This window comes from Hymenobacter profundi (assembly GCF_019334315.1).
GTDB classification, from domain to species: Bacteria; Bacteroidota; Bacteroidia; order Cytophagales; family Hymenobacteraceae; genus Hymenobacter; species Hymenobacter profundi.
Window position 1 is genome coordinate 17,036 of sequence record NZ_JAHWGL010000028.1, and the last position, 17,200, is coordinate 34,235.

Sequence of the window (17,200 nt, forward strand, 5' to 3'; positions counted from 1 at the left end):
GTCATCCTTCGCAAGCTCAGGATGACAGGAAAACAGTTAGTTCAGGACCGATTGCACAAACCGACGGGCAGCGGCGGGGGCATCGTCTACCCCATCCATTGCTTTAATTAAAGCCGAGCCGATGATGGCACCTTCGGCATATTGGCAGGCGCGGTCGAAGGACGACTTATCGCCAATGCCGAAGCCGATGAGGCGCGGGTTGCGCAAGTTCATGGCTTCGATGCGCTGGAAGTAGGCTTCCTGCACGCCTTCGGCCTGCCCTTGCTGGCTGCCCGTGGTGCCGGGGCCGGAGACGAGGTAGAGGAAAGAATCGGTCAGCTCGTCGATGCGACGGATGCGCTCGGGCGCGGTTTGGGGCGTGATGAGGAACACCGGCCGCAGGTTGTAGCGGCGGAAAATCTCCTGATATTCCTCCACGTAATCGTCGAGCGGCAAGTCGGGTAGGATGACGCCATCTACGCCGGCTTCGGCGGCTTCGCGGCAGAAGTTTTCCACCCCAAATTGCATCACCGGATTCAGGTAGCCCATCAGCAGAATGGGCGCATCGGGCACGCGTTGGCGCACACCTTGCAGCTGGCGGAACAGCACGCGCATGTTCATGCCGTTTTGCAGAGCCACCGTGCCGCTGTGCTGAATCACCGGCCCGTCAGCCAGCGGATCGGAAAAGGGCATCCCGATTTCCACGAGGTCGGCGCCGGCTTCGGTTACGGCTTCAATGAGCGGCACTGTAGCTTCCAGGGTAGGATAACCGGCGGTGAAGTAAACGTTGAGCAACTTCTTACCCTTCTGCTCAAAGGTGGTTTTGATACGGTCTTTCATGGGGTATTTCAGTGTCATCGTTCCGTCTGTCATCCTGAGCTTGCGAAGGACCTTCTCACGTTTGGTTACTCACTGAACGATTGTCGTTATACTGTGAGAAGGTCCTTCGCAAGCTCAAGATGACAGATGGAATAATACCAGCCCTTTTTATTTCTGCTCCGTTAATTTTTCAGCGTATTTCAGATACGTTTCCAAATCCTTATCTCCCCTACCCGACAAATTCACTACCACCACATCATCCGGCCCAGCCCCAATTTGATCGAGGGCGGCCAGGGCGTGGGCGGTTTCGAGGGCTGGAATGATGCCTTCGAGGCGGCTCAGCTCTGCCACGGAGCGCAGGGCATCATCATCGGTGATGGCGATGAAGCGCGCACGGCCCGAGTCGCCGAGGTAGGCATGCAGAGGGCCGATGCCGGGGTAGTCGAGACCAGCGGAGAGGGAGTAGGGCTCGGTAATCTGACCGTCCTCGTCCTGCATCAGCAGCGTACGCGAGCCGTGGATGATGCCGGGTTTACCCAGCACCGAGGTAGCCGCCGAGTGGCCGGAATCGACGCCGTGCCCAGCTGCTTCCACAGCAACCAGCTTCACATCCGGCTCGTCAAGGAAATGGTAGAAGGCGCCGGCCGCGTTGGAGCCGCCGCCCACGCAGGCCACCACATAGTTGGGCAGCTCGGAACCGGTTTTTTCCAGCAGCTGCTTACGCATCTCCTCGCTGATAACGGCTTGCAGGCGCGCCACCAGATCGGGGTACGGGTGTGGGCCCACCACCGAGCCGATGATGTAGTGCGTGTCCACGGGGTTGCTGATCCAGTCGCGGATGGCCTCGTTGGTGGCGTCTTTCAGGGTTTTGCTGCCGCTAGTAGCGGGGCGCACTTCGGCCCCGAGCAGGCGCATGCGGTACACGTTGGGCTTCTGGCGCTCCATGTCGATTTCGCCCATGTACACAATGCACTCCAGGCCCATGAGGGCGCACACCGTGGCTGTAGCCACGCCGTGCTGGCCAGCGCCGGTTTCGGCAATAATGCGCTTTTTGCCTAGGCGTTGCGCCAGCAAAATCTGCCCTACCGTGTTGTTCACCTTGTGGGCACCAGTGTGGCACAGGTCCTCGCGCTTCAGGTAGATGCGCGTGTTGTACTTTGCCGACAGCCGTTTCGCCTCAAACAACGGGGTAGGCCGGCCCACGTAATCGCGCAGCAGCTGCTGGTATTCCTGTTGGAAGCTGGGGTCGGCCAGAATATCCAGGTATTGGTTGCGCAGCTCTTCCACGTTGGGGTAGAGCATTTCGGGAATGAAAGCCCCGCCAAACTGGCCGTAGTAGCCGCGGGCATTGGGAGCAAAAGCAGAAGTAGCCATAGGTAGAGCCAAAGGTCGCGCTGGGCGCGCATGATGGTTGGTAGTTGTAGAAAAAAGCCGCCGTTAGACGCTCGAAATGTTGCTGCCGGGCCGGAGCTTCTGAAACAGCTGACGCAGCTTACCTACGTCCTTCTCGCCGGGCGCCAGTTCGAAGCGGCTATTCAGATCGATACCGAAGAGGCCGGGTAGGCGTAGCGTTTGCAGTTCCTGCGCGTGCGCCAGATCGAGTCCGCCAGCCAGAAAGTAGGGAACCGACAACGGGTACTCAGCCAGCAACTGCCAATCGAAGGTCGTCCCGTTGCCCCCCAGCGCTGGGCCTTTGGTATCGAATAGGAAGTAGTTACAGCAGTCTGCATAGGGCGTTACCTGCGCAAAGTCGAAATCTGCTCCCACCGAAAAAGCCTTGATAATGAGGATGCCCGCCGCACGCAACTCGGCGCACTGCGCAGGCGACTCGTGTCCGTGCAGTTGCACCAAATCGAGGCCGTATTCCTGCACACGCTGTTGGATAACAGGCGTTGTTTCATTCACGAACACACCTACCTTCAGGATAGACGGCGGCAGCTTGGCAAGCATTTTTACGTCGAGTGTCGGCACGACGTAGCGCGGCGACTTCGCGTAAAAGATGAACCCCATAAAGTCCACGCCCAACTTCGCTACCTCCCAGATGTTGTTGTCGGAGCGCATGCCGCACACTTTGATGCGCAGACCGGGGCTGTTGACGGATGACAAAGGATAGGTAGCAAGTGGAGTAGGAAACATACGGTAGTAGTGGAAATTTAAAGAACAATAGCCGGCTCCGTAGCGCGCAGCTCTTGCACCAGCGCCGCGCACGCCTTCTCGGGTCGGCTGTGGCGCATAAAGGCCTCGCCCATCAGGAAGCCCCGGTAGCCCACGCCACGCAGGTAGGAAATGTCAGCAGCCGAGGTGAGGCCGCTTTCGGTTACTTTCACAAACTCCGCCGGAATCTGCTCGGCTAATGCCACGGAAGTTTCCAGGCTTACGGAGAAATCGTGCAAGTTGCGGTTGTTGACGCCTACTAAGCTTACAGCGTCAGAGTGCAGCGTGCGGGTGAGTTCCTCGGCGTTGTGCACTTCCAGCAGCACTTCCAGGCCCAGCGAACGGGCAAATTTGCCCAAACGGGCCACCTCGTCAGCCGATAGCACGGCAGCAATCAGCAGCACCACATCGGCGCCCATGCTCTTGGCTTCGATGATCTGGTATTCGTCAATCACAAAATCCTTGCGCAGAATAGGGCAGAAATTGTAGCGCCGCGCAATGGTCAGGTCCTCGGTTTTACCGCCAAAGAACTCCGTATCCGTCAGCACCGACAAAGCCGAAGCGCCCGCCTGCATGTAGCCCAGGGTAGTGCGCTCCACGGGGGCATACTGGTTGATAAATCCCTTGCTGGGCGACTTGCGCTTGAACTCGGCAATGATGCCGCTGAGGTCGTCGCGAAGCAGGTAGCGGCGCAGGCTCAGCGGCTGCGCGTCCATATAGAGGCTGCGTTCCAGCAATTTAGTGGGCACCAGCTCGCGGCGCTCGGCTACCTCGCGACGCTTGTGGGTGATGATTTTATCGAGAATGGTTTCAGTCGACATCGTGCGGTTGCAGTTTCCCACCGTAGTGCGCCGTAGAAACGCTTCGGCGCGTGGTGGGCGTTCAAACAAAGTGAAATTAAGCGGCCAGTAAGCGGCGCAGCGCCTCGCGGGCCCGCCCCGAATCCAGGGATTCTTGCGCCGCCGCTAGGGCCTGCGCAAAGGTAAACTCTGTTTCGCGACACTGAATGGCCAGGGCCGCATTGGCCGTCACCACGTCGCGCTGGGCGGGCGTGGCCCTACCCTCCAGCACATCCAGAAACAGCCGAGCCGACTCCTCCACCGTGCGTCCACCGGCCAAGCTGGCGGGCGTGGTGGTCGTCAGGCCCAGGTCGGCGGCCGTTACTACCCGCTCACCAGTACTGGTGGCTACCTTGGCCGCGCCGGTTAGCGAGAGTTCATCGTAGCCATCCAGAGCGTGAATCACGGTGTAACGCGTCTGGGTTTGCTGAAAGAGATATTGATAAAGACGCAGCAGTTCCAGGCTGAACGTGCCCGCTACCTGGTAGCGCGGCCGCGCCGGATTCACCAACGGCCCTAGAATGTTGAAGAACGTACGTACGCCCAGCTCCCGCCGGATAGGCCCAGCGTGGCGCATGGCCGGATGAAACGCCGCCGCGTGCAGAAAGCAGATATTCGCCCGCTCTAGCTGCCGCTTCAGCACGTCGTTGCCTACCCCAAACTCGATTCCCAAGCTCCCCAACACGTCGGCCGAACCGCACACTGACGACACCCCAATGTTGCCATGCTTGGCTACCGGGTAGCCTGCGCCCGCCACCACAAAGCACGCCAGTGTGCTGATGTTGAGCGTGTCTTTACCGTCGCCACCCGTGCCCACAATGTCCACCACGTCGTGCGTGCCCAATTCCGGGTCGCGGGAAAGTTCGAGCAGCGCGTCGCGGAAGCCCGCCAGCTCCGGCACCGTGATAGGCCGCATCCGGTAGATGGTCATGAAGGCCGCCATTTCGGAGGCGTTAGCACCGCCTTGGCCAATTTGCGTCATGGCCTCACGGGCCTCGGCGTGGGTCAGGGGTTGTTGGTCGAATAAGGTATTGAGAAGGTGTTTCACGTGGGAGGGAATTTTCGAGGTAGGAGCGGCTTGCTGCCGCCCGTGGGAACGACTGACAAATCTTAAAACAACGAGTAGGTACTTATGCGGAACTGTTAGCTCTAGCGCGTCGCACCGACGGGCGAGGACAACGTGCCCCTACCCTTCCAGCCAGTTTTTCAGCATTTCCTTACCGTACTCCGTCAGGATAGACTCGGGGTGGAACTGTACGCCGCGCACGTCGTACTCGCGGTGACGGAAGGCCAGCACCTGACCCTGCGCATCAATGGCCGTCACTTCCAGCTCGGCGGGTATGGAGTCGGGCTGCACCACCCAGGAGTGGTAGCGCCCTACCTTGAACTGCGTGGGTAGGCCGGCAAACAACCGGTCGTTTCCAGTGACGATATCAGCATCGGTGGCTATGCCGTGCAGCACGGCCGGCAGGTTGTAGAGCGTGCTGCCAAAGCTCTCAGCAATGCCCTGGTGGCCCAGGCACACGCCCAGCATGCGCTTGGTAGGTGCGTAGCGCTGAATGATTTGCGGCATCAGCCCCGCATCGGCTGGCACACCAGGACCGGGCGAGAGCATGATGGCATCGTACTGCTCTACCTCTTCCAGCGTCAGCTTGTCGTTGCGGACGACGGTGGTTTGGTCGCCGTAGCCCAGTTCGCGCAGTAGCTGCACTAAGTTGTAGGTAAAGGAATCGTAGTTGTCGAGGACAAGAATTTTCATCAGACTAAAAAGCTAAAGCTGTTCTGAGGTTCACGTTTTCCTACCCTACACCTGCTCGGCCTCTTTCAGGGCTTTGCGCAGGGCGGCCAGCTTGTGGTGCACTTCGTTGAGTTCGGAGTTAATGTCGGAAGCGGCTACAACCCCGGCACCGGCCTGGAAGTAGAGCTGGTTATCGGTGCTGAGGAAGGAACGAATCATAATAGCGTGGTTGAAGTCGCCATTGAAGCCCAGGTGGCCTAGGCAGCCGCCGTAGTAGCCGCGAGCTGTCGGTTCCAGCTTATCAATAAGCTGCATGGCACTATGCTTGGGCGCCCCCGAAAGCGTACCAGCCGGAAAGGTATCAGCCACTACCTGTAGGGGGTTGGTGCCGGGTAATAGCTGGGCCGTCACCTCACTTACCAAGTGAATAACGTGGGAGTAGAACTGAATTTCGCGGAACACTTTCACCTCTACTTGGTCGCCGTGGCGGGCCAAATCGTTGCGGGCCAGGTCTACCAGCATCACGTGCTCGGCATTTTCCTTAGGGTCAAGCGCCAGCCGTTCGGCGGCGGCGGCATCCTCGGCATCGTGGCCGGTGCGGCGGAAAGTCCCGGCAATGGGGTACAGGCTGGCTTTGCTACCCTTAATAAGGAGTTGCGTTTCGGGCGAGGAGCCGAAGATCTTGAAGTTGCCGTAGTCGAAATAGAACAGGTAGGGCGAAGGGTTAATGGAGCGCAGCGCCCGGTATACATTGAACTCGTCGCCGGTGAAGCCCTGCTGGAAACGCCGGCTCAGCACAATCTGAAACACGTCGCCGCGCAGGCAATGCTGCTGTCCCTGGGCCAGCACCCGCAGAAATTCTTCGTCGGTCTGGTTGGTTTCCACCTCACCCTGGGTCTGAAACCGAAACTCCGGCAAGGAGGGGTTGCGAATGAGATTGACCAGCCGCTTCAGGCCATCCTCGTCCACAGCGTCGTCTTGCAGCGTGTGCTCAAATACGTACAGCTCGTTGCGAAAGTGGTTGAGGGCGATGACGTAGCGGTAGGTGCCGTACAGCATCTCCGGAATATCGCCAGCTGCTTGCTTGGCCGCATTCAAATCGAGATCCTCAAAATGCTGCACCGCCTCGTAGCCCAGGTAGCCAAACAGGCCTCCCGTAATGAAATCAAAGCCGTCCTCTTCCGTTTGGAAGCTCTGGGAAAATTCCTGTAGCCGGGCCAGCGCGGCGCGGGGCTCGGTTAGCGTCTCGGTGGTGACGGTGCCATCGGGAAACGTCTGTTTCACTACCCCGCGCCGCACCTCAAAGCGAGCCAGTGGGTCGCAAGCCAGGTAGCTGAAGGCGTTTTGCTGACCATGGTAGTCGGAGCTTTCCAGCAGCAGGCAGTTGTCGTATCGGTCGCGCAGGCGCAGGTAGAGGCCCACGGGCGTTACGGTGTCGGCTAGTACGCGCAGGTGGCGAGACTTAAGCGTGAAATGCGGCATTCGGCAGGGCGTAGCGAGGTTGGAGGTAGAGAAGGGCTAAAAAACAGAAAGCCCGGCGGTCGGCCGGGCTTTCTGTTGGAGTATGCGGAGTAGTATACTTCACCGCACGCACAGGGTATCCCGTCCGGAGTTTCGGAGAGGCCACCACCAAGCTTGCAGGAAAAGTTGCGTTTTCATGAGTTGAAGAAGCGTCTGTTCGACGCGTCACAAAGGTAAGCAGCCGAGTTTACGGCGCAAGTGTTTTTTTGGTTTCGGCCGAAATTCCACCAAACAGCCACTTATAGGCCGCCGGGAACTCGCGGCGCCAGAACCACTCGCTGTGTTTTCCGTCCGCTTGCACTGTGTAATGCAGCTGCCGGCTTGGCACGCCAGCCTGGTGCAACTGGTCGCGCAGCTCGGCCATGTAGGGCACCATCGTTTCACCTTCCTGTGCGCCGGCCACCATATAAAACCGGGTAGCACGCCCCGGCTGGGCCTGCCGCACAAAGCTGTCCAGCGAATCCTTCGCAAACCACAGCGCCGGCGAAAAAGCCCCTACCCTGCCATACACTTGTGGGTAGCGCAAGGCAGCGTACACACTAATGAGCGCGCCCATGCTGCTACCGCCAATGCCCGTATGGCGCCGTCCAGGCCGGGTGCGGTAGTGCTGGTCGATGTAAGGCTTGAGCATTTCGACCAAGAAGGCCGCGTACTCCCTACCCTCACCCCCACCATACTGCGGGTTGCGCCAGGGCGAGTACTCGTCCAGGCGCTTGTCGCCGCCGTTGTCTACAGCTACCACTATAGCGGCACGTTTTTCCTGGTTCAAGGTTTCGTCTACGCCCCACTCGCCGCTGAAGCTGGTTGCCTCATCAAATACGTTTTGGCCATCCTGCAAGTACAGCACTGGGTAGCGACGGTGGCTGGTTGTGTAGTCGGATGGCAAGTACACCCACACCCGGCGCGTGCGATGCAACTGGGTCACTGTTACTTCCAGCGTCGTGACGGTAGGGGAAACTGTGTGCGGCTTTTGCGCCTGCACCGATACCGACCAGCAGATTGAAGTTAAGCAGATGCTACTTAGTCGCCCCCACCCTAGCATACGCACTACCGCTGACTTACTCTCGCGCATATTTTCTCTATTCTAGTCTGATTCTAGCTTGCCAGCAAATGAGCAAAATTTATAGAAAGGATTTAGCAGAAAACAGTTGCTCACAATCTTTTTTTCAACATACTATCTTCATTTTATACAAATTACTTTGCAAACTGATTTTCGTTAGTTAAGCAAGGTCTCCTATTCATAACCTGTTCGTAATTAACATACTATATTAAGACTACCCAAACGTTTGCGGTAGCAAATACCCAACGGCACTCGGCAAATGTCTGGGCCTCGACTAAGCGTGTCTTCTGAACACCTAGATCACAATTGTTTTTATAGGTTTTATCATAGTATCTTCGTCTTTACATTCAATTTTGGACGAAAAAAAAACCGCTTAAGTAGCCAAAGTGTGTAATTTTTCGTAGGAGCCGAAATCGTTTGCAAATCGGCTCTGCCGAAAGTTAAATTCCCAACCCTAATTGTTTTTCAATGAAACACCCTTACCTGGTGAAACTATTGTTTCTCCTGCTATTTGTGTGCGCTGGTTTCACTGGCGCATTCGCCCAAACCGGCTCCATAAGCGGCCGCGTATTGGACGAACAAAAACAGGGCTTGCCCGGCGTAACCGTTGTGATAGAAGGCACCTCGCTTGGCAACTCCACCAATGCCGATGGTACCTATTCTATTCAGAATGTGCCCACTGGCCCGCAGATACTGATTATTTCCTTCGTAGGCTATAATACGCAACGCCAACCCGTTACGGTAAACAATGGCCAGAACACGGCTGTACCCAACGTGGTAATCGGTGAAAACACCACCCTGTTGAACGAAGCAGTGGTAGTAGGCTACGGCACGCAGCGCAAAGAAGACGTGACGGGTGCCGTGACGCAGATTGATGAGAAGCAATTCGTGAAGGGCCAGGTAACCAACCCCGAGCAGCTGATTCAGGGCAAGGTAGCTGGCGTGCAGATCACGACCGGCGGTGGTGCCCCCGGCTCGGCTACCACCATCCGTATCCGTGGGGGCTCGTCGCTGAATGCCAGCAACGACCCGCTGATTGTAATTGACGGCGTACCAGTAGACAACAGCGGCGTGAGTGGCGCCGCCAACGCGCTGAGCCTCATCAACCCCAACGACATCGAGACCTACACGGTGTTGAAAGACGCATCGGCCACGGCTATCTACGGCTCGCGTGCCTCGAACGGCGTTATCCTTATCACCACCAAGCGGGGTGTGCAGGGCGAGAAAATAACGGTGAACGTTAGCTCGCTGGCTTCTGTCTCGAAGCGCTACAACTCGGTAGACGTTCTATCGGCCAATCAGCTACGCAATACCGTAGCCAGCGTGGCACCCACCAAAAGCAACCTACTGGGTTCCAGCAACACCAACTGGCAGGACGAGATTTTCCGCACGGCTTTCACCTCCGATAACAACGTGAGCGTGGCCGGCGCAGCGGGTAAATTACCCTTCCGGGTTTCGTATGGCAACCTGGAGCAGCAGGGTATTCTGCGCACCAACCGCCTTATTCGTAACACGGGCTCTATCAGCCTCACCCCCGTTCTGTTCGATAACACCCTGAAAGTGAACTTGAATTTGAAGGGTTCGATCATCGACAACAACTTTGCTGACGCTGGTGCCGTTGGTGCAGCCCTGGCTTTCGATCCTACCCAACCCGTGCGCAGCGGCGCCGAAGGCTACGGCGGCTACTTCGAGTACCTGCAAAGCGCCGGCGGTGTGCCCCAACAGAACGTACCCCGCAACCCAGTGGCCCTGCTAGAGCTGCGCCGCGACCGGAGCACCGTGAAGCGGAGCATCGGCAACATTCAGCTAGACTACGCCCTACCCTTCTTCCGCGACCTGCACGCCAACGTGAACCTGGGCTACGACATCACCCGCAGCAACGGCAGCAACCTGGTTGATGCAACGGCCGCAGCTGCGTATTTCAACCGGCCACTGGATCCTGCCATTACCGACCGCCAGGGCGGCTCCTTTAACCGCTACGCCCAGAACCGCGACAACAAGCTGCTAGAAGCCTACCTCAACTACACCAAGCAACTCGGCGAAACCCGCCTGGATCTGCTGGCTGGTTATTCCTACCAGGACTTTGTAACTACCTCGCCCAATCTGCCTACTTACCTGGCCGACGGTACCACCATCTTCCGGGCAGCAGCAGTTAATCCGTTCCGCACACAGTACACCATTCTCTCGTATTACGGCCGCGCTAATCTGAGCATCAACGACCGGTACGTACTTACGGGTACGCTGCGCAACGATGCCTCGTCGCGCTTCCCCTCCTATAACCGCAACGCCCTGTTCCCCGCTGTTTCGGCCGCGTGGAATATCAAGAACGAGTCGATCCTGAAGGACAACAACACGTTCTCGGACCTGAAATTGCGCGCTGGTTACGGTATCACGGGTCAGCAGGACATCGTGGGTGCTGCGGGCAGCGACTACCCATACATTCAGCGCTACGTTGTGAACTCGCTACAGGCGCAGTATGGCTTCTACAATCCTGCTACTAGTCAGTATGAGTACTATATCCCCTACTCTCCGCAGGGCTTCAACCGCAACCTGAAGTGGGAGCAGACCACCACCTACAACGCCGGTATTGATTATGGTTTCCTGGATGGCCGCCTGAGCGGCTCGGTAGACGTGTACTACCGCAAAACCAAAGACCTGTTGGCCGTTATTCCTATTCCAATCCTGACCAACTACACCAACCAGCTGGTGTCGAACGTGGGCTCGTTGGAAAACAAAGGTGTCGAGCTGAATCTGAACGCGACGCCGGTACAGGGCGAGCACTGGAACTGGACGCTGAACGCCAACGGTACTTATAACGTGAATAAGATTCTGTCGCTCGGGCCACAGGTAGAAGGCTTTGCCGGTATTGAAAACAATGGCGTAGCTGGCGGTACCGGCACCAACATTGGTATCTACCGGGTAGGCGAGCCGTCTTCGTCTTTCTACGTGTACAAGCAAGTGTACGGAACGGATGGCAAGCCGCTGCAAGACGTGTACGCCGACCTGAACGGTGACGGTATCATTAACAGCAATGACCGGTACGTGTACAAGCAGGCCGCGCCGCCAGTTATCCTGGGCTTCAGCTCCAACGTAAGCTACGACCGCGTGAATCTGGCCTTCACACTGCGCAGCCAGCTTGGCAGCTACTTGTACAATAACGTGAACTCGCAGAACGGTACCTACAATGGTCTCACCAGCCAGCCCACGGTGATAACCAACGCTACCCAAGACGCCCTCTACACGGGTTTCACCAACCTGAAGCAGGAGCGCTATTCCTCGGATTACTACATCCAGAACGCTTCTTTCCTGCGGATGGAGAACATAACCCTGGGCTACGACGCCGGCAAAATAATGGGCAACCGCGGGAATCTGCGCCTGACGGCTGCTGTTCAAAACGTGTTCCTGATCACGAAGTATTCCGGTCTCGATCCGGAGATTTTCAACGGGGTTGACAACAACGTGTATCCCCGCCCCCGCACCTACACGATTGGCCTGAACCTCAGCCTATAATTGTCTCTCTGATTGTATAATGAAAACATCATATATTTTTCGTCGCACTTTGGGCCTGGGCCTCGTTGCCGGTTCGATGCTGGCGGTTACGTCGTGTAATGACGACCTGGACCGCGTACCAACCTACGACCTGAATACGGAGAGCGTATACAAGGATGCCGAGGGCTACCAGCGCGTAGCGGCCAAGGTATACAGTGGTTTCGCCGTAACGGGTGGCCAAGGTCCTGATGCAGCTACGGGTGACATTCTGGGCATTGACCAGGGCACTTCCGACTACGTTCGCTCTTTGTGGAGCGCGCAGGAACTGACCACCGATGAGGCGGTTATCCAATGGGGTGACCCCGGCGTGCAGGACTGGCACAACATGAACTGGACGTCTAGCGGCGTGCTGATTCGGGGTTTGTACAGCCGTATTCTGTACGAGGTAACGCTCTGTAACGGCTTCCTGGCGCAGGCTACCGATGCCAACCTCAGCAGCCGCGGCATTACGGGTGCTGACCTGACCAACATCCAGCGCCTACGGGCAGAAGTTCGTTTCCTGCGGGCTTTGGCGTATTACCACGCCCTGGATTTGTTCGGCAACCCACCCTTCGCCACGGAAAACGACGAGATTGGGGGAACCACTCCGCCCCGTCAAACGACCCGGACTGAGCTATTCACCTACATCGAATCGGAGCTGAAAGCCATTGACGCCGACCTGGCGGCTCCCGGCCAGAACCTCTATGGCCGCGCCGACAAAGCTGCTGCCTGGACGCTGCTGGCGAAGCTCTACCTCAACGCCAAAGTATACACCGGCACGGAGCGTAACGCTGACTGCGCTACCTACGCCAAACGCGTGATTGACAGCGGTGTGTACTCCCTGACGCCGCAATACAAGAACCTATTCCGGACCGACAACAACACCAGCAAGGAAATCATCTTCCCGATTGTGTATGACGGCAAGCGGACGCAAACCTATGGCGGTACTACCTTCCTGACGCACGCCGCTGTATCGGGCACCGCCAACTCCTTCTGGAATCCTGCCCGCTATGGTATTGATGGTGGCTGGGGCGGTATTCGGACCACGCCGCGCCTGTACCAGCAATTCCCGGATACGGCTGCCGATGCGCGGGCTAAGTTCGTGACGGGCGGCCAGTCGTTGGAAGTGACGTCGCAAACCACTTTCACCGATGGCTATGTACCCATCAAGTTCAAGAACATCTCCTCTACCGGCGCTCCTGGCTCCGATCTGGTGTTTGTAGATACTGACTTCCCGATGTTCCGCTTGGCTGATGTGTACCTGATGTACGCCGAAGCAGCCCTGCGCGGCGGCGGCGACCAGGCCCTGGCTCTCACCTACGTGAACCGTGTGCGGGCGCGGGCATTCAACAATGCCCCTGCTGGCAACATCACCAGCGGGCAGCTCACGCTGGACTTCATCCTGAACGAACGTTCGCGCGAGCTGTACTGGGAGGCTACCCGCCGTACCGACCTGATTCGCTATGAGCGCTTCACCACGGGCGATTACCTGTGGGCCTGGAAAGGCGGTGTGGCCGGTGGCCGGGCCGTATCCGACGACCGTCGCTTGTTCCCACTTCCGGCCGCTGACCTGAGCGTGAACCCCAACCTAACGCAGAACCCAGGTTATTAATAAGCAGGCTGCCAAGCGTCAGTTGGCACTTGGCAGCCTGTCTGGTTCCTTTTTCCGACATTATAATTTCCCACACAATGAAAACTTGGTTTACCAAAATATTGGGAATAGGTGCAGTTGCCCTAGCCCTTACCGCGTGTGAAAAGGACGAAGATAGAGCGGTAATTAGCTCGAATGGCGGGCCGACGCTTACAGCTTCATCTACAGCCCTTGGCGCACTTTCTGCCGACAATGCGGCTAAAGAAGCCGTAGTTTTCAATTGGACCAACGCCGATTACGGCTACCCTGCTGCTGTAACTTACACCTTACAGCTTGACGTGAAGGGTAACAATTTTAAATCACCTAGCGAATTCACTACTACTGCTACCAAGCGGGCATTTACGGTAGCAGAATTAAACAGCACGTTGCTGGCTTTAGGAATTGCGCCGGGCTCAACTGGCCAGCTAGATGCACGTGTGCTCTCAAACGTGAGCAGCAACACTACGTATGCGCAGCAATCGGGCGTTACTTCCGTAACAGCCATGCCCTACTTATCCATCATTGCGTACCCATCATTGTACGTTCCGGGCAAGTACCAAGACTGGGCTCCTGAAAAAGCACCCAAGATAGCCTCGCCGGCCAACAACGGCACGTACGAAGGCTACGTGAATTTCACGGATCCTAACGGCTTCAAGTTTACAAGTGCACCTAACTGGGACAATACCAACTATGGTATTTCGGGCACTATTACGACTGATCCTGCTACGAAGGAGGTTTCGGGGAAACTTTCTACGACTGGTGGTGACATTTCATTGCCCGCTACAGGCTACTATCGCTTGATAGTAAATGTTCCTAACCTGACGTGGACGGCTACGCCTACTACTTGGGCAGCCATCGGTTCTGCTACCCCAGGCGGGTGGGACAATCAAACGCCGCTAACCTACAATACTGCCACCGGCACTTGGTCTGCTACGATGAACCTGAGTGCTGGCGGTGAAGTTAAATTCAGAGCCAATAATGCCTGGGACATCAACTACGGTGACAGCAAGGCAGACGGCGTGCTGGATGCTGGCGGCGACAACATCAAAGGTCCCACGGCAGCTGGTAGCTACCTGGTTACGCTTGATTTAAGCCAGGGTGCTGGTAACTACACTTACTCTATTCGCAAGAACTAACGTTCTTCACTGACCTATTAAAAAAGGCTCCTGATAATAATCAGGAGCCTTTTTTAATGTTACAACTTATCGATAATATTGATTCTACCGGACATCTTCGATTGCGTTAGTATGAATGCTATTGTAGAGTTCAGTTGGCATGCAATAGAAGCCCTTCTACCTTACCGCAGCTGCACCGACCCGATATCTACGTGCCTGGCTGCTGGTGCGGCAGGCAACACCACCTGAAGCACCTCGGCATCGGCCAGACGCAACACCGGGGGCTGCGTGGCGGGCTGAAACGTGAGGGGCAGGAAACTAGGGTAGGGTCGCGGGCTCAGCAGTAAGGGCGCGGGCCGGAAGCTGGTAAGGGGCACGCGTACGGTCTGGTGGTCGGTACCCAAGGTAATGGTAGCAGCATAAGCGGCGGCGTCTTTGGTCACCAATACTACCTGTATAACCGTACCCGGTTGGCTGGCCTGCCCCGTGAGCAGCAACTCTTTGCTGTTGAGCAGGTCCTGATGGCGCCCCTGCACCTTGTCGGTAAAGTATGCTCGCAGGCTCATGGCCGGTCGGTTATCGGCAGCGCCAGCCTCCGTTTGAGGCTTGCCAAACAGGCGCACGGCCAGAGCACCCGTAGCGGGGCTGGTCACGTAGTCAGCGTAGCTGCCCTCGCCAATGCGGCCCAGCTCCACCTGGTCGTAGTCGGTGGCAGCGGTGAACAGGGGAAGCGGCGCGGCAGCTGGCACAATGGCTGTTTCCCAGTGCTCGGGGTGGGCGTAATCCCACTGGCGTGGAGAGCCCGCAACATTGCCCGGAAACGTAGTGGTTTTGCTACCTTGCTTCACCACTACCCAGTACCGCAGCTGACCGGGATATAGCAGCTCAGCGGGTACTCTCGCCTCAAACAAGGGGTAGGCCCCGCGCTGCATAGGAATGGTTTGGGTGCGGCCGTAGTAGTGTTGCGCCACCAGCAATACGCTGTCGGTGGGCGCTAGGCCTACCACGTTGGCGGTGAGGCGCAGCGGCTGCCCAGCCGCTACTTGAGGGTAGGACTTGTGCACCACTTGTAGTCCGGCAACGGTGGGCGCGGGTGCCACAAACTCACCCAGCCGCAGCGTACCTAACCGCGTTTGGGAAGTCCAGACAGTGGTTTTCTGCTGCGAAGTCGCTAGCAGGTATACGCCGGGGTGCACAGCTACTGCTCCGTTGGCGGCCTGCGCCTGGGCAGCATTGCCCTCGTTGAGGCCACGCACAGTGAACTGCTGCCCTAAATCGGCCAGGGAAATCTGCATGGGCTGCGTGTTCCACTCGATGCGCGTGACAGTGCGCCGCAACGACGCTTGCGCGAAGGGGTCTTCTACCTGCACGGCGTCAGGCATCACCTCCAGGCGCCACACGCCGGCGGCCAGCTGATCGAGGAAGTAGGCGCCCGTGCCTTCGTAGCGCACTACCGGCGACGACCCTACCCCCGCCACGTGCCGGAGGGCGGCGGGTTTCCGGGGCTCCGTGCGCGTGGTACTAGTGTAATAAAATGCTTCCGGCGTGTTCATCTCACTGAGCTGCTCGCGGTAGCTGATGCGGAAGGACCCAAACGTAGAATCGGTGGGGTAGGCCGGCGTAGCCTGCCCGCGCTTCACCTGCCGAAATACCTGCCCAGCAATTAGTAGGCTCAGGGCTTTCGAGGGAGTGTAGGCCAGGTTCAGGTAGTGCGTTTGGTACTCGGTATTAGCGTAGGCAATGGCCAGGGGGTCGTAGGCAAACTGCGTGGCCCACTGGAAGCCCGCGGCCCGGAAGCTGCGCGCCATGGCCGGGTACATAATAGGCTGCAAAATATCGGCCGACTCAAACTCGTACACCATCTTCGCTTTTGAGGTGAAGCGCTTATCCTGACGGTAGGGAATCGGGTATTGATCGACGTAGGGTAGGAAGTTGCCGCGCAGCGTGTGGCCGCTCACCAGGCCTTCGGGATACCACTGGTAGGTGAGGCCGTCCACTTTGGCATTCAGGATGGCTTCGTGCACTTGTGGGTTTTCGGCAATGTTATAGAACACCGGCTTGCGGCAGCCGGTGTTGCGGATGGCAGCGGCCATGCGGTCGGCAAAGGCCGTCACCTGCGCGGCGGGCTCGTGGTAGCGCGGCTCGTTGCACACCTCGCAGGCAATGATGTCGGGGTCTTGGCGGTTGAGTTGCTTGGTGTACGTGTTGCGGTGGTTGAGGAACTGCGTGAGATAACGCTCCTGCGCAGCAATGGCGCGCGGGTTGGTGTAGGCCTGGCCTTTGTCGTAAATAGACGAGAAGCCCGTCATGGCCGTGTCGGGTTCGGGGTAGCCGTTGCCCCAGTAGGCAATGGGCGTCAGGATAATTTTAATACCCCGCTCCTTGAGGCGGGCCACCAGAAAATCAAGGAGGCGCAGGTGCTCGTTCTCCAGCAGATTGCCTACCGTATCGGTGATTTCCACGTCCCACACGTGCACCCGAAATGCATCGACGCCCAGCCGGGCGAGGTGGTATACGTCCTGTTCGATGGCCTGCTCCGGCGACACGCCCAGGCGCCTGTGGGCGCGGTAGGAATAGGCAAACGGCGTGGTATAGTTGACGCCGAACAGCGCTACCTCCTGCTTGCCCTTTTGCCAGCGCAACACGCCCTGTTTGTCAACATATACGTCGCCCTTGGGAACTGCCTGCTGTTGCGACCACGCAGCCGGCGCCACCATCAGAGAGCAAGACAAAAAGAAGAACAACGAGAGAAAAAGCTTCTGCATCAGGAAGATAAAATGGGAGAATGTAAGCGTAAGCCGGCACTCGTGCGAGCGA

At 57.6% G+C, this 17,200-nt stretch carries 12 protein-coding genes; 3 read left to right on the top strand and 9 right to left on the bottom strand.

The window, feature by feature from the left end; translation table 11 throughout:
- Nucleotides 1-36: 36 nt before the first annotated feature.
- From trpA to KYK14_RS09075, 8 genes are all read right to left on the bottom strand, one after another.
- On the bottom strand, nucleotides 37-819 hold the full coding sequence (gene trpA / locus KYK14_RS09040; protein ID WP_246601763.1) for a tryptophan synthase subunit alpha: 783 nt from the start codon (nucleotides 817-819) through the stop codon (nucleotides 37-39).
- Nucleotides 820-966: 147 nt separating this feature from the next.
- Nucleotides 967-2,172: a tryptophan synthase subunit beta gene (gene trpB, locus KYK14_RS09045; RefSeq protein WP_219158569.1), complete on the bottom strand. Its 1,206-nt coding sequence runs from the start codon at nucleotides 2,170-2,172 to the stop codon at nucleotides 967-969.
- Nucleotides 2,173-2,235: 63 nt separating this feature from the next.
- On the bottom strand, nucleotides 2,236-2,934 hold the full coding sequence (locus KYK14_RS09050; protein WP_219158570.1) for a phosphoribosylanthranilate isomerase: 699 nt from the start codon (nucleotides 2,932-2,934) through the stop codon (nucleotides 2,236-2,238).
- 17 nt (nucleotides 2,935-2,951) lie between these two features.
- Nucleotides 2,952-3,773, bottom strand: coding sequence for an indole-3-glycerol phosphate synthase TrpC (gene trpC / locus KYK14_RS09055; RefSeq protein WP_219158584.1), 822 nt, complete (start codon nucleotides 3,771-3,773; stop codon nucleotides 2,952-2,954).
- Between the two features lie 76 nt (nucleotides 3,774-3,849).
- Nucleotides 3,850-4,839, bottom strand: a complete 990-nt coding sequence (gene trpD, locus KYK14_RS09060) for an anthranilate phosphoribosyltransferase (protein WP_185283093.1) — start codon at nucleotides 4,837-4,839, stop codon at nucleotides 3,850-3,852.
- A gap of 138 nt (nucleotides 4,840-4,977) precedes the next feature.
- Entirely contained in the window at nucleotides 4,978-5,550 is a 573-nt protein-coding gene (locus KYK14_RS09065) for an anthranilate synthase component II (protein ID WP_219158571.1), read from the bottom strand.
- A gap of 45 nt (nucleotides 5,551-5,595) precedes the next feature.
- Nucleotides 5,596-7,011, bottom strand: coding sequence for an anthranilate synthase component I family protein (locus KYK14_RS09070; protein WP_219158572.1), 1,416 nt, complete (start codon nucleotides 7,009-7,011; stop codon nucleotides 5,596-5,598).
- Nucleotides 7,012-7,237: 226 nt separating this feature from the next.
- Nucleotides 7,238-8,122, bottom strand: coding sequence for an alpha/beta hydrolase (locus KYK14_RS09075; RefSeq protein WP_219158573.1), 885 nt, complete (start codon nucleotides 8,120-8,122; stop codon nucleotides 7,238-7,240).
- A 456-nt stretch (nucleotides 8,123-8,578) separates the two neighbouring features.
- On the opposite strand from KYK14_RS09075, the gene KYK14_RS09080 reads away from it, so the two are divergent.
- From KYK14_RS09080 to KYK14_RS09090, 3 genes are all read left to right on the top strand, one after another.
- Nucleotides 8,579-11,620, top strand: coding sequence for a SusC/RagA family TonB-linked outer membrane protein (locus KYK14_RS09080; RefSeq protein ID WP_219158574.1), 3,042 nt, complete (start codon nucleotides 8,579-8,581; stop codon nucleotides 11,618-11,620).
- 19 nt (nucleotides 11,621-11,639) lie between these two features.
- Nucleotides 11,640-13,250, top strand: coding sequence for a RagB/SusD family nutrient uptake outer membrane protein (locus KYK14_RS09085; protein ID WP_219158575.1), 1,611 nt, complete (start codon nucleotides 11,640-11,642; stop codon nucleotides 13,248-13,250).
- A gap of 77 nt (nucleotides 13,251-13,327) precedes the next feature.
- Nucleotides 13,328-14,404, top strand: a complete 1,077-nt coding sequence (locus KYK14_RS09090) for a SusE domain-containing protein (protein WP_219158576.1) — start codon at nucleotides 13,328-13,330, stop codon at nucleotides 14,402-14,404.
- A gap of 161 nt (nucleotides 14,405-14,565) precedes the next feature.
- Here the strand turns inward: KYK14_RS09090 and KYK14_RS09095 are convergent, their stop codons facing one another.
- Complete coding sequence (locus KYK14_RS09095; RefSeq protein WP_219158577.1) at nucleotides 14,566-17,115, bottom strand: cellulase family glycosylhydrolase; 2,550 nt, start codon at nucleotides 17,113-17,115, stop codon at nucleotides 14,566-14,568.
- Nucleotides 17,116-17,200: the final 85 nt, after the last annotated feature.